At 42.2% G+C, this 13,442-nt stretch carries 11 protein-coding genes; 4 read left to right on the top strand and 7 right to left on the bottom strand.

Features of this window, described 5'->3' with window-relative positions; translation table 11 throughout:
• Nucleotides 1-78: 78 nt before the first annotated feature.
• On the bottom strand, nt 79-933 hold the full coding sequence (locus D3222_RS13735; RefSeq protein ID WP_118986662.1) for a PRD domain-containing protein: 855 nt from the start codon (nt 931-933) through the stop codon (nt 79-81).
• A gap of 443 nt (nt 934-1,376) precedes the next feature.
• On the opposite strand from D3222_RS13735, the gene D3222_RS13730 reads away from it, so the two are divergent.
• Both D3222_RS13730 and D3222_RS13725 read left to right on the top strand, forming a co-directional pair.
• The gene (locus tag D3222_RS13730; RefSeq protein ID WP_118986661.1) at nt 1,377-2,819 is read left to right on the top strand and encodes a PTS transporter subunit EIIC; all 1,443 of its coding nucleotides are present in this window, start codon (nt 1,377-1,379) and stop codon (nt 2,817-2,819) included.
• A gap of 75 nt (nt 2,820-2,894) precedes the next feature.
• Complete coding sequence (locus D3222_RS13725) at nt 2,895-4,316, top strand: glycoside hydrolase family 1 protein (protein WP_118986660.1); 1,422 nt, start codon at nt 2,895-2,897, stop codon at nt 4,314-4,316.
• Between the two features lie 320 nt (nt 4,317-4,636).
• Here the strand turns inward: D3222_RS13725 and dnaJ are convergent, their stop codons facing one another.
• Nucleotides 4,637-5,752 (bottom strand): molecular chaperone DnaJ, encoded by a 1,116-nt coding sequence (gene dnaJ / locus D3222_RS13715; RefSeq protein ID WP_118986658.1) that lies wholly within the window; start codon nt 5,750-5,752, stop codon nt 4,637-4,639.
• A 113-nt stretch (nt 5,753-5,865) separates the two neighbouring features.
• The gene (dnaK, locus tag D3222_RS13710) at nt 5,866-7,776 is read right to left on the bottom strand and encodes a molecular chaperone DnaK (protein WP_118986657.1); all 1,911 of its coding nucleotides are present in this window, start codon (nt 7,774-7,776) and stop codon (nt 5,866-5,868) included.
• Nucleotides 7,777-8,089: 313 nt separating this feature from the next.
• Here dnaK and satP point away from each other — a divergent pair, with 313 nt between their 5' ends.
• Nucleotides 8,090-8,659: an acetate uptake transporter gene (gene satP, locus D3222_RS13705; RefSeq protein WP_118986689.1), complete on the top strand. Its 570-nt coding sequence runs from the start codon at nt 8,090-8,092 to the stop codon at nt 8,657-8,659.
• 122 nt (nt 8,660-8,781) lie between these two features.
• Here satP and galK read toward each other — a convergent pair whose 3' ends face one another.
• A complete protein-coding gene (galK, locus tag D3222_RS13700) occupies nt 8,782-9,942 on the bottom strand; it encodes a galactokinase (protein WP_118986688.1) in 1,161 nt (386 codons plus the stop codon).
• 61 nt (nt 9,943-10,003) lie between these two features.
• Nucleotides 10,004-11,056, bottom strand: a complete 1,053-nt coding sequence (locus D3222_RS13695) for a UDP-glucose--hexose-1-phosphate uridylyltransferase (protein ID WP_118986656.1) — start codon at nt 11,054-11,056, stop codon at nt 10,004-10,006.
• Between the two features lie 188 nt (nt 11,057-11,244).
• On the opposite strand from D3222_RS13695, the gene D3222_RS13690 reads away from it, so the two are divergent.
• Nucleotides 11,245-11,577, top strand: a complete 333-nt coding sequence (locus D3222_RS13690; RefSeq protein ID WP_232832518.1) for a sodium:solute symporter family transporter — start codon at nt 11,245-11,247, stop codon at nt 11,575-11,577.
• A 38-nt stretch (nt 11,578-11,615) separates the two neighbouring features.
• Here D3222_RS13690 and mog read toward each other — a convergent pair whose 3' ends face one another.
• Nucleotides 11,616-12,191: a molybdopterin adenylyltransferase gene (gene mog / locus D3222_RS13685; RefSeq protein WP_118986655.1), complete on the bottom strand. Its 576-nt coding sequence runs from the start codon at nt 12,189-12,191 to the stop codon at nt 11,616-11,618.
• Nucleotides 12,192-12,271: 80 nt separating this feature from the next.
• Nucleotides 12,272-13,225, bottom strand: a complete 954-nt coding sequence (gene tal / locus D3222_RS13680; RefSeq protein ID WP_118986654.1) for a transaldolase — start codon at nt 13,223-13,225, stop codon at nt 12,272-12,274.
• Between the last annotated feature and the right edge of the window lie 217 nt (nt 13,226-13,442).

Raw genomic sequence — 13,442 nt, 5'->3', positions numbered from 1 at the left:
CAAAAAAAATCCAAATCACATAAATATACTCTCATCTAATACTACTGGAGATTGCCCCTTATTTGATGATCCACTTAATTATAAATCTCTGCTCTTATAACTATCATTAACCACCCGTTCTATATGAATGACTAAATAAATCAATTCATCATCGGGCACTTTCCATTGGTATTTTCCCCTCAGATATTTAATGAGCTTAACTGCACAGTTGTAGCTTTTGAAATACTTTTCTTCGATCAACTCTTGCAGAGAAAAATCCATCTCAATCGCGGAAGAATGCTCATTTTTATTTTGTCTAATCAGGAAATAGCGCAAATGCGTAATAAAACGAGAGTAATTCACAGATGTTGTATCAAGGTTAACATGAAAATAGTAGTGAATGAGTTTAACCGTTTTATTAATCAAATTCGTTAATTTTAATGTATCTCCCATCGTTTGCCCTTCATATTGCGCATTCACAAAATGCAAGGCAATCAATGAGGCTTCTATCGGCGGTAATGGCTTTTCAATCTGGTCATTAATATGGATAAGCGCCTGTTTACCGACTTCATATTCTAACGGGTAAAGGTGAGGGATCTCCCATTGTAAGACATTACCAATCTGATATCCTTTACTCATACGCTCAAATGCAAAGTTTAAATGTTCCGACAAAGTAATGAGTAATGAATCGTTGAGAGATTTGCCAAGAAGATCTTTCCCTAATGCGATAATTTTCTCGGTTAGCTCTATAACTGAGATTGGAATAGCCGCAAGAATTTGATTAATTTTATCGTGCTTTTCAATAGTGAAAACTTTTGCAACATCTTGAATATTCAGCCTATCACCTTTTTTTCTATTAAAGCCTATGCCCTTGTCCATTAGAATAACTTCATTATTATTCTCATCAATGGCAAGAACGACATTATTATTTATGAGTTTTACTATCGTTAACAAAAGAGATACCTTACAGGATAAACCATTATCTACACCAACCTATAGAAATAGGTGAAATATATTTGTGACCTGGTTGTGCCTGATCTGCTCAGTAGCACTCCTGTACACTATATTCATTATGTTATCTTTCAGGCTAAGGCATAATTTTTATAAAGTCAACGACACAGCAACGTATTCAACCTGCTTAGGATATTTATGATAAACATCACATTTTAACCAAAATTACATTTAATGACTTGCAAATGTTACAATGAGTAATTAGTTTTTAGCCTATTGATATAGGCTTGTTACCGACTTAGTTGTAACTGATGTCGGGCAAAACCTAATCCATCACGCTACAGTCCCCTTATTCCCAAGGCTATTGTAGATGGTGGGTTAGGTTTTTTTTTGGCTTGAATTTGGCCTTTCGCTGTTTTCAGCGTATTAAATGAAGAGGAAGTCCAATGAGATACGAAAGTCTGGCTGAGAAAATAGTCAGCGCAATAGGCGGGAAAGAGAATATATCTAGCCTGGTCCATTGTGCCACTCGTTTACGGTTTAAACTTAAAGATAGTAGCCTGGCCAATAGCGAATTACTCAAACAGACTGCGGGAATTATTACTGTAGTAGAGAGTGGTGGGCAATATCAGGTGGTCATTGGTAGCCATGTAGGCGATGTTTACGACGATATTGATCGTAAATATTTACAAGATGATGCAGAAGAAGCCGAGGTTAAACAAAACCCAACTTCACAGCAAGAGATAAAACAAGATAACTCCAGAGGCTTAAAACGTATTCTTGATGTCGCCATTGATATTATTTCCAGTATTTTTACCCCCCTATTAGGTGTATTGGTCGCAGCCGGATTAATTAAAGGCATTCTCGCTTTATCCAACGTATTCCATTGGATGAGCATAGACAGCGGTACCTATAAAATTTTATATGCTACCGGCGATGCAATGCTCTATTTCATGCCTATTTTATTAGGGTATACCGCAGGTAAACGGTTCGGAGGCAACCCTTTTATTACTATGGTTATCGGGGCAGCTTTAACCTATCCAACCATGACTGAGGCATTTAAACTTTCGCAAACTCCCGCTATTCATCTCAATTTCCTTGGTGTTCCTATTACTTTCATTAATTACAGCTCAACCGTTGTTCCCATTATTTTATCAGCATGGTTTAGCTGCTTACTGGAAAAGAAGTTTAACAGTTGGTTTCATTCCTCCTTCAAAATGTTTGCCACACCTTTCCTATGTCTATTGATTACGGTTCCTTTGACTTTTCTAGTTATTGGCCCTATAGCAACAGAGCTTAGTGATAGCCTGGCAGCGGGATATCTCTTTTTCTATCAATTAAATCCGGTCATTGCTGGACTCTTGATGGGCGCATTGTGGCAAGTTTGTGTCATTTTCGGTCTACATTGGGGACTTATCCCAATAATGATCAATAATATGATGACCCAGAAAAAAGATATGCTCTCTCCACTGCTCCAGCCAGCAATATTTGGTCAAGCAGGTGCAACTCTGGGGGTATTTTTGCGTACACGAGATAAGAATATGAAAACATTATCAGGTACCGCACTGATATCAAGCCTCTTTGGCATCACTGAGCCGTCTATTTATGGTGTCACACTGCCACTAAAACGCCCATTTATTATCGGTTGTATTGGCGGGGCACTTGGCGGAGCCATTGTCGGTTTCTATTCAGGAACAGCATATAACGTTGGCGGCATGGGTATCTTTGCGTTTACCTCATTCATTTCTCCCTCCGGCATGGATAGTGCTTTCTGGAGTGTCATATTAGGTTCGTTAGGTTCATTTATCTTCTCCTGTATCGCAACCTATTTATTCGGTTTACCATCAGAAGTAAAAGCTTCACCAATAACATCCCGTACAAAAAATTAATTTAAACTCTAAGAGGAAGAATCATATTAAGAGGATATCTTCCAAGTTTAACGAGCAATTAACAAGAGGCAAATCATGAAAAAACAATTTCCAAAGAACTTCCTTTGGGGAGGAGCACTGGCTGCAAATCAAGTTGAAGGAGCCTATCAAATAGATGGCAAAGGGTTATCAACCTCAGATATGCAACCCTATGGAGTCATTAGTCACAGCCTGGAACGCAATTTAGGTTATTTTCATATTAAGGATATTGGCATCGATTTTTACCATCGTTATCCTGAGGATATTGCGCTATTTGCTGAAATGGGCTTTAAATGCCTGAGAACCTCTATCGCCTGGACACGTATATTTCCTGAAGGAGATGAGAAAATACCGAACGAAAATGGTTTGGCTTTTTATGATCACCTGTTTGACGAAATGATAAAATATAATATTCAACCATTGATTACGCTTTCCCATTTTGAAATGCCTTATGGCTTAGTAAAAAAATATGGTGGTTGGGGAAATCGTGAAACCATTGCGTTTTTTGACCATTATGCCAGAACTGTTTTTGAACGTTACCAACATAAAGTAAAATATTGGCTGACATTCAATGAAATTAATATGTCTCTATTCTCTTGTTTTACCAGCGCGGGATTACCAGAAAAAAGTAAAATTCAAGATATTTATCAGGCGCTACATTATCAATTAGTTGCCAGTGCTAAAGCAGTTAAAGCCTGCCATGAAATTATTCCTGATGCAAAAATAGGTAATATGGTGGCAGCGGCACCATATTATCCATTAACTTGTCATCCCGATGATGTATTAGAATCATTGAAAAAGAATCGCGAATGGTTGTTCTTCTTTGATGTACAAGCTCGTGGATATTACCCATCCTATATGTCCCGTCTATTTGAAGAGCAAAATATTACACTTGATATCACAGATGAAGATAAAAAAGCACTCAAAGAAACCGTTGATTTCCTCTCTTTCAGTTACTACATGAGTAGCTGTGCGACGACAAATCCTGAGATTATCAAGACTTCGGGGAATATCATTAATCCAGTGAAAAATCCTTATCTGTCCAGCTCGGAATGGGGATGGCAAATCGATCCCCAAGGTATTCGCTATCTTCTCAATATGCTATATGACCGTTACCAGAAACCCCTATTTATTGTTGAAAACGGTTTGGGTGCCAGAGATGTTATTCAAGACGATGGCTCTATTATTGATGATTATCGTATTAAATATCTCAACGATCATTTATTTCAGATACGAGAAGCCATTGAAGATGGCGTTCAATTATTAGGATATACCTCATGGGGGCCAATAGATTTGGTCAGCGCCTCTACAGCGGAAATGTCAAAACGGTACGGGTTTATTTATGTCGATCGCGATGACCAAGGCAATGGAACACTGGAACGGCGGCGTAAAAAAAGTTTTAGTTGGTACAAAAAGGTGATAAGCAGTCACGGCAATATCCTTCAAGCCCCGGAGGAAAAAAATGAGAATAACCAATAAATTTCTTTTACTCACGATTCCACTTATTTTGCTTTATAACAATATCACTGTGGCCGCAGAAAATGACTATGCCCTTTTACCAAGAGGACCAGATACCTATCGTGTTTACAACGGAATCTATTGGACTAATAGTTTATCGTATACTCATCACCCATCAGTGGCACCGAAAGAGGAGGATGCTTATAACTTACTCACACAAATTACTGTTAGTTTATAATTTCCAATTCAAACAAAAAGTCCTCATTTGAAACGAGGACTTTTTGCCAGTAATTCGAGCTTTATTTAGCAATCCAGCTCTATATATGTGGAGATATCGACTGTTACTTGGTCAAATCATCAAAGAATTTCTTTACGCCATCGAAGAAACTTTTAGAACGTGGGCTATTCGTTTCTTCGCCGGCACCACCGAAAGATTCACCCAATTCGCGCAGTAACTCTTTCTGTCTTTCATTCAATTTAACTGGCGTTTCTACCACTACCCGGCACAGTAAATCACCCTGAATGCCACCACGGACAGATTTAACACCTTTGCCTTTCATGCGGAACATTTTACCTGTCTGGGTTTCAGCAGGTATTTTCAGTTTCACACGGCCATCAAGGGTTGGTACTTCGATTTCTCCGCCCAGTGCCGCCATTGCAAAGTTAACCGGGACTTCACAATAGAGATTACTTTCTTGACGCTCAAAAATATGGTGCGATTTCACCTGTACTTGAACGTACAGATCACCTGCGGGAGCACCTTTAGCTCCTGCTTCACCCTCACCACTCAAACGAACGCGGTCACCGGTATCCACACCCGCCGGGATCTTAACAGACAGGGTTTTGTATCTTTCAACTCGCCCATGACCATGACATTTATGGCAAGAATCTTTAATGATCTGACCACGGCCATGACAATGTGGACAAGGTTGCTGAACGGTGAAAAACCCCTGCCGCATATGAACCTGACCAGCACCTTGACAGGTTGAGCAGGTTACAGGGCTGGTTCCTGCTTTAGCGCCGCTACCATGACAAGTATCACAAGTTTCCAGTGTCGGGATGCGGATCTCTTTGGTCACACCACGAACCGCTTCTTCCAGCGTCAACTCCATGCTGTAACGCAAATCAGCACCGCGGCTTGGACGCTGCTGACGACGACCACCGAAGATATCACCGAAAACGTCACCAAAGATATCGCTAAAATCAGCACCGCCACCGCCCATGCCGCCTTGTTCAAAAGCAGCATGACCATATTGGTCATAAGCAGCCCGTTTCTGGTCATCCGTCAGAATTTCATAAGCTTCTTTAACTTCTTTGAATTGGCTTTCCGCCTCTTTATCACCCTGATTACGATCAGGATGATATTTCATCGCCAGCCGCTTATAGGCTTTTTTAATCTCTTTTTCGCTCGCTGTTTTGGAAACCCCCAAAACTTCGTAATAATCTCTTTTCGCCATCTCTTATTTTACCCTTAACATGCGCACACGGGCGCAGAGTTCCCTCGACGCCCGTGCCGGTTAATCAGCAACAGTTGTCATCATCTAACTGTCACCGCGCCCGCTAAGGGCTATTATTTTTTATCTTTAACTTCTTCGAATTCAGCGTCTACAACGTCGTCATCTTTCTTCGCACTGTCACCCGCGTCTGCGGTTGCACCAGCCTGAGCCTGCTGCTGAGCGATTTCCAACAGCTTAGCGGAAACCTGAACCAAAGCCTCAATTTTCGCTTCAATATCCGCTTTATCTTCGCTTTTCGCTGCGGTTTCTAGCTGAGTGATAGCACTTTCAATCGCAGTTTTATCTTCTGCTGGCAGCTTGTCACCCGCTTCTTCTACTTGCTTACGAGTACCGTGAACCAGTTGATCTGCTTGGTTACGTGTTTGTACCAATTCTTCAAATTTACGATCAGATTCAGCGTTAGCCTCTGCATCACGAACCATCCGTTGAATTTCTTCTTCATTCAGACCAGAAGATGCCTTAATGGTGATCTGCTGTTCGCGACCGGTGTTTTTGTCTTTAGCGGATACATGCAAAATACCGTCAGCATCAATATCAAAAGTCACTTCAATCTGAGGCATACCACGATGTGCTGCCTGAATACCATCCAGATTGAACTGGCCCAGAGATTTGTTATCACCGGCACGTTTACGCTCACCCTGCAACACATGGATAGTTACCGCAGACTGATTGTCTTCCGCCGTAGAGAACACTTGGCTATGTTTGGTCGGGATCGTGGTGTTTTTCACAATGAGGGGAGTCATTACGCCACCCATCGTTTCGATACCCAGAGACAGTGGTGTAACATCCAGCAACAAGACATCTTTCACATCACCGGCCAAAACACCGCCCTGTACCGCAGCACCCATTGCTACCGCTTCGTCAGGATTCACGTCTTTACGTGGCTCTTTACCGAAGAAGTCAGCAACCACTTTCTGTACCATTGGCATACGGGTCTGACCACCCACCAGAATGACATCGTTCACATCAGAAACTGACAGGCCAGCATCTTGCAATGCAACCCGTACAGGCTCCATACAACGTTTAACCAGGTCTTCTACCAGTGATTCCAGTTTCGCACGAGTCACTTTGATGTTCATGTGCTTAGGACCGGCTGCATCCGCGGTGATATATGGCAGGTTAACATCGGTCTGTTGTGCGGAAGAGAGCTCAATTTTTGCTTTTTCCGCCGCTTCTTTCAGACGTTGCATTGCCAATGGGTCGTTACGTAGATCAATGCCTTGATCTTTCTTAAATTCGTCAACCAGATAGTTGATCATACGGCTGTCGAAGTCTTCACCACCCAAGTGAGTATCACCGTTGGTTGCCAGCACTTCATACGTCTTTTCGCCGTCAACTTCATCGATTTCGATAATAGAGATATCGAAAGTACCACCACCGAGGTCATAAACCGCGATAGTACGGTTACCCACTTCTCTGTCCAAGCCATAAGCCAGTGCAGCCGCGGTTGGTTCGTTGATAATACGTTTTACTTCCAGACCTGCGATACGGCCAGCATCTTTGGTTGCTTGACGCTGAGCATCGTTAAAATATGCAGGTACGGTGATTACCGCTTCAGTCACTGGCTCACCCAGATAATCTTCCGCTGTTTTCTTCATTTTCTTCAAAACTTCAGCAGAAACCTGAGGAGGAGCCATTTTCTGGTCTTTCACTTCCAGCCATGCGTCGCCATTATCTGCCGCAATAATTTTGTATGGCATGATAGCTACGTCGCGTTGCGCTTCTTCGTCTTGGAAACGACGTCCAATCAGACGCTTAATAGCAAACAACGTATTTTGCGGGTTAGTAACAGCCTGACGTTTAGCCGGTTGACCAACCAGAGTTTCACCATCCTGGGTATAAGCAATGATGGAAGGGGTTGTGCGATCACCTTCGCTGTTTTCCAGCACACGAGCTGTCGTGCCATCCATAATAGCTACACAAGAGTTGGTAGTTCCCAGGTCGATACCAATAATTTTACCCATCTAAACGCCTCCAAAGAAATTCGTAATCAGTCAAGTTGCTAATCAATATGAGGATAACTCTCTGCTTTTCAATGGCACCCATTTTTATGCCTCTACACGATTCCTCACCTTTGCTTTATACACCGGCTGTATAGGACAGCGATTAGCAACTGCGGTTGATTATAAGATGGGGCCGTTAAAGCCATCATCAAGGGGGATGAGAAAAAAAAACCTTTTTATTATTTCACAGGTCATTGTTTCCTTGCTGACAGATCATTATGATTCGCCACCTTTGCTATTTATGACTTTTGCGATTTTCTTTCAGAGGACTTATATGAGCGCTAATCAATTGGCTAATCCCGGCCCCTTGGGTTTGATGGGCTTTGGCATGACAACTATTTTGCTTAATCTGCATAACGCAGGTTTCTTTCCACTGGCATCCGTTATCCTGAGCATGGGCATTTTCTACGGCGGCCTGGCTCAAGTACTGGCAGGGCTTTTTGAATATAAGAAAGGCAATACCTTTGCCGCAACTGCTTTCACCTCTTATGGCCTGTTTTGGCTCAGTCTAGTCGGGTTATTATTTCTACCCAAAATGGGACTGGCGGAAGCTACCAGCAGCCAATATTTAGCGGTATATCTTGGCCTGTGGGGTGTGTTTACTCTGTTTATGTTCTTTGGCACCTTCAAGGCTAACCGCGTACTACAGTTTATCTTTGGTGGTCTGACGCTGTTATTTGCTTTGTTAGCTATTGGCAACTTTACCGGCAATACCGCTCTTCTAACGATTGCCGGTTATGAAGGGATAATTTGTGGCGCCAGCGCATTTTATTTGGCAATGGCGGAAGTACTGAATGAACAGTATGGCCGCACCATTCTGCCTATTGGCGAGATAAAACAGTAATAAATCGTGGATTGGGAGAAGGAAAATTTTTTCTTCCCCTCTTCCAGTCCGTTACCAACGTATTGCTATCCTATTTTTTTCAATGTTCAATAATTCAAAGTAAGCATCTGCCATTTTATTGCCTACCCTGTTTCAACCAGACTTGCCCCGTCCGAAGCCTGACACACATAAATAGTCTCTTTCAGACCTGTCAACGCAAAATAGTGTTGCTCTACCGCTGCCTTAACCACATCAACCAAAGTTTGTGGGACTAAAACCACTACGCAACCACCAAACCCGCCACCGGTCATTCTCACTCCTCCCTGTTTACCAATGGCTTGCTGCACAATATCAACCAAAGTATCGATTTCAAGTACGGTAATTTCAAAATCATCACGCATTGACTGATGTGATTGCGCCATAAGTTCCGCGATTAATGGCATATTTCCCTCTGCCAACGCTTTTGCTGCCAGAAGTGTACGTTCATTTTCTGTGATGACATGGCGTGCACGTTTAGCCACGATGCTATCAAGCTCAACACTCCGTTTTTCAAATTCATCTAATGCCACATCCCGCAAAGCGTTAACCTCAAATAATGCCGCTGCTTGTTCACATTGGGCCCGACGAATATTATATTCACTTCCAACCAATTCCCGTTTTTTATTTGAATTAATAATCATAACTGCAATATCTTTCGGCATAGATACGGTTTGCGTGGTTAAATGACGACAATCAATTAATAACGCATGATTTTTCTTACCTTGCGCGGAAATTAATTGATCCATAATGCCACAATGACAACCGACAAATTCATTTTCAGCTTGCTGCCCATTTAAGGCAATTTCCGTTTGGCTAATATCTAAGTGGTAAAGATTTTTAATTGTTTGACCAATAACTGTTTCCAATGCAGCCGATGAACTCAACCCCGCCCCTTGCGGCACATTACCTGCTACCACAATATCTGCCCCGTTAAATATATACCCACGACTGAGCAGACATTTTACAACACCGCGAATATAATTAGCCCACATATTACTTTCATGAAATGTAATAGATTGGCTAATATCAAACTCGTCTAACTGATTATCATAATCAACCGAAACAACACGGATAATATTATCCTCACGCTTCGCGGCAGCAACCATAATTTGGTAATTAATAGCACAGGGCAATACAAAGCCGTCATTATAATCCGTGTGTTCTCCAATTAAATTCACCCGACCGGGCGCTTGAATAATATGTGTCGGCATATAATGAAATACTAAATCAAAAACATCTTTAACACGCTTAATTAAATTTTTCATCACCTTATTCTCAAATATGGTATCAGCCACTCGATAATGAGCATTATTACTCTTTATATTGTTATTCCTTATAATGTACATCACTCACCGCACGCAAAAACTGAGCTGCTTGCTCTGCCGTTAAATCACGTTGTGTTTCAGCAAGCATTTCATAGCCCACCATAAATTTTCGCACAGTGGCCGATCGCAATAATGGCGGATAGAAAAGTGCATGCAGTTGCCAATGTTCAATATCGCTGCCTTGTTCAAAAAACGGCGCAAAATGCCAACCCATCGAATAGGGAAAAGAGCCATGAAATAAGTTGTCATAACGACTCGTCAGCTTTTTAAGCGCAACAGCCAAATCATCGTGCTGTTCATCCGTTAATTCATTCATACGACGAACATGAACTTTTGGTAACAACATAGTTTCATAGGGCCATGCTGCCCAATAAGGCACAACTGCCAACCAATGGGTTGTATCGACCACCACCCGTTCACCATCAGCTAATTCAGCCTGAACATAATCCATCAGTAAATTGGAACCATTTTCTTGATAATAGTTACGTAGCTGTTTATCTTTACGTTCAATTTCATTGGGTAAAAAACTATTCGCCCAAATTTGTCCATGCGGATGAGGCTGAGAACACCCCATTATCTCGCCCTTATTTTCAAATAATTGTACCCAGAGATACTCTTTACCCAATATCTCAAGTTGTTCATTCCAGGTATCAATCAATTGACGAATTTGTTCAACTGTCAATTCCGGCAATGTCTTACTGTGATCAGGAGAAAAACAGATCACACGACTTAATCCTCGTACTCCTTGTATTTTAAATAACGGGTGAGACGATTGGGGAACATCAGGTGAGTCGGGTATTAAAGCCGAAAAATCATTATTAAAAACAAAGGTTCCTTGATAAGCAGGATTTTTATCACCGGAAATGCGTGTATTTGATGGGCAAAGAAAACATTGCTCATCATAGTTAGGAATATTATCTATCAATGTCTGCTCATCCTGCCCACGCCACGGCCGCTTCACCCGATGAGGAGAAACCAAAACCCATTGCCCGGTTAGCGGATTATAACGACGATGGGGATGTTCAACAGGATTGAATGTTATCTTATTAGGCATAGCAGTCTCTACTTTTTATATTCTTCAACACCGATTATGAAAATCTTTATTAATACTCAGGCTGAACACAGTTTAACAACGGGCATTAATGCTAATCTGAGATATCAATCACGCAAATGTAAACGATTACACTAAATGCCTATCCCAATAGAGCTATTTTATTTGCCATCACCTGTTTTGTCGCGCCAATGCTTGGTGGCATTAACCAAGCATTCCAATATATTCAGGAATATACCGGCCTTGTCAGCCCAAGTATTTTAGCCGTGTTTTTACTTGGCTTATTCTGGAAAAAAACAACCAGTAAGGGGGCAATAATTGGTGTGGTTTTATCAATACCTTTTGCCTTATTCCTGAAATTTATGCCGTTTTCGATGCCATTTATGGATCAAATGCTCTATACCTTACTCTTTACACTGGTCATTATTGCATTGACGAGTTTAAGTACATCGGCTAACGACGATGATCCTAAAGGCATTGTGGCTGTCACAAAAGGCCGACGTTTCTTACGAAATCATTATTAGTGGGCACATTCAGGAAGCCATTAATTCGATAAATTCATTCAACGCCGAGCACTCTTCGGCCTAAAAGCCACGACTACCTTATTATCGGTTTCCACATATGGGCCATCCAGCAATTGAATACAATACGGCACGCTGGCAAAAATGCCGGATACCAGAACGTTGCCATTTTCGTCTTTCAAGCCTTCTAGCGTTTCCGCGATTGCTTTTGGCTGCCCTGGTAAATTCAAGATAAGAGACTGCTTGCGGATAACGCCAACCTGACGGGATAAAATTGCCGTTGGAACAAATTGCAAACTAATCTGACGCATCTGCTCGCCATAGCCCGGCATTTCACGGTCTGCAACCGCTAATGTGGCATCAGGCGTCACATCCCGACGTGCGGGACCGGTTCCACCGGTGGTAAAAACCAGATGACAACCGATTTCATCCACCAGCTCACACAAGGTTTGTTCAATGATGATTTGCTCATCCGGGATCAGACGAGTCTCTATCTGAAAAGGGGTGGTAATCACGCTTTTCAACCACTCCGCCAATGCCGGAATCCCTTTGTCCTGATAAACACCGCTCGATGCACGATCAGAGACGGATACCAAGCCAATACGCAATTCATTCATACAAACCTCAATTAACTGATAGCAAAAAGGCGGCTAATTATGCCGCCTTTAACGCTAAAAGAATAGCTTATAACCTATCATTACAGCAGATCAGCGATCATCTTCTCAAGTTTGCCCTGATCAATAGCAAATTTACGGATACCATCCGCCAGTTTTTCTGTTGCCATTGCATCCTGATGATGTTCCCAGTAGAACTGAGCTTCATTCAATGGCTCTGGACGCGCTTTAATTTCACCGGAATAACCCAGTTTACGTTCAACTTCACCCTGAGCTTCAGACAACTCTTTCAACAGCGCAGGGGCAATAGTCAAACGGTCGCAACCCGCCAATTCCAAAATCTCACCCGCGTTACGGAAACTTGCTCCCATAACCACCGTGTCATAGCCATGTTGTTTATAATATTGGTAGATTTCAGTCACAGAAATGACGCCGGGATCTTCGTGTGGAGCGAACTCTTTCTGCTCGCTGTTCGCTTTATGCCAGTCAAGGATACGACCAACGAATGGCGAAATCAGATAAACCCCGGCTTCCGCACAAGCACGCGCTTGGGCAAACGAGAACAGTAGTGTCAAGTTACAGTTGATACCTTCTTTTTCTAGCTGTTCAGCCGCTCGGATACCCTGCCAGGTTGAAGCCAATTTAATCAGAATCCGATCATTGCTGATACCTGCCTCGTTATACAACTTAATCAGGCGCTTAGCTTTAGCAACACTGCGTGCGGTGTCATAAGACAAACGGGCATCAACTTCTGTCGAAATACGGCCAGGGATCAGCTTCAGAATCTCCAAACCAATATTCACCGCCAATTTATCGCTAGCATCCATAATTTGCTGCTCATGGGAATCGCTCTGTTCACGCGCCCACGCAATTGCTTCATCAATTAATTTACGGTATTCAGGAATCTGTGCAGCGTTAAGGATCAGAGATGGATTAGTTGTCGCATCTTGTGGCTGATAAAGTTTCATCGCCGCAATATCCCCGGTATCTGCCACGACTGTTGTCAGTTTACGCAGGGAGGTTAGTTTATCGGTCATTTTGTCATATCTCATCGTTATGCGTGAAATTGTGGCATTGTTTCTGAGCCATCCGTTGATAATAACATGGTCAGATCTTGCTGCAAGACAGTAAAAACAATTGAGGGTGTTTGGTTGATTTGCAAACGTTTTCGATGGAAAATCCTTCAAACTTTAGGGCATCATTACAGACTTCCCGCTAACAAAGTCTCTTGGTTTGAGGATCTCATCATAGAGA

This window comes from Photorhabdus sp. CRCIA-P01, assembly GCF_003545805.1.
GTDB classification, from domain to species: Bacteria; Pseudomonadota; Gammaproteobacteria; order Enterobacterales; family Enterobacteriaceae; genus Photorhabdus; species Photorhabdus antumapuensis.
Note: the sequence above shows the minus strand (reverse complement) of the source record. Positions and strands in the feature narration are given on the sequence as shown.

What these genes read in the sequence shown, in the direction of transcription:
- D3222_RS13730 (WP_118986661.1), top strand. Translation starts at nt 1,377, where the DNA reads ATGAGATACGAAAGTCTGGCTGAGAAAATAGTCAGCGCAATAGGCGGG.
- galK (WP_118986688.1), bottom strand. Translation starts at nt 9,942, where the DNA reads ATGAAAAATTTAATTAAGCGTGTTAAAGATGTTTTTGATTTAGTATTT.
- mog (WP_118986655.1), bottom strand. Translation starts at nt 12,191, where the DNA reads ATGAATGAATTGCGTATTGGCTTGGTATCCGTCTCTGATCGTGCATCG.
- D3222_RS13690 (WP_232832518.1), top strand. Translation starts at nt 11,245, where the DNA reads ATGCTTGGTGGCATTAACCAAGCATTCCAATATATTCAGGAATATACC.
- tal (WP_118986654.1), bottom strand. Translation starts at nt 13,225, where the DNA reads ATGACCGATAAACTAACCTCCCTGCGTAAACTGACAACAGTCGTGGCA.
- dnaJ (WP_118986658.1), bottom strand. Translation starts at nt 5,752, where the DNA reads ATGGCGAAAAGAGATTATTACGAAGTTTTGGGGGTTTCCAAAACAGCG.
- D3222_RS13695 (WP_118986656.1), bottom strand. Translation starts at nt 11,056, where the DNA reads ATGCCTAATAAGATAACATTCAATCCTGTTGAACATCCCCATCGTCGT.
- D3222_RS13725 (WP_118986660.1), top strand. Translation starts at nt 2,895, where the DNA reads ATGAAAAAACAATTTCCAAAGAACTTCCTTTGGGGAGGAGCACTGGCT.
- dnaK (WP_118986657.1), bottom strand. Translation starts at nt 7,776, where the DNA reads ATGGGTAAAATTATTGGTATCGACCTGGGAACTACCAACTCTTGTGTA.
- satP (WP_118986689.1), top strand. Translation starts at nt 8,090, where the DNA reads ATGAGCGCTAATCAATTGGCTAATCCCGGCCCCTTGGGTTTGATGGGC.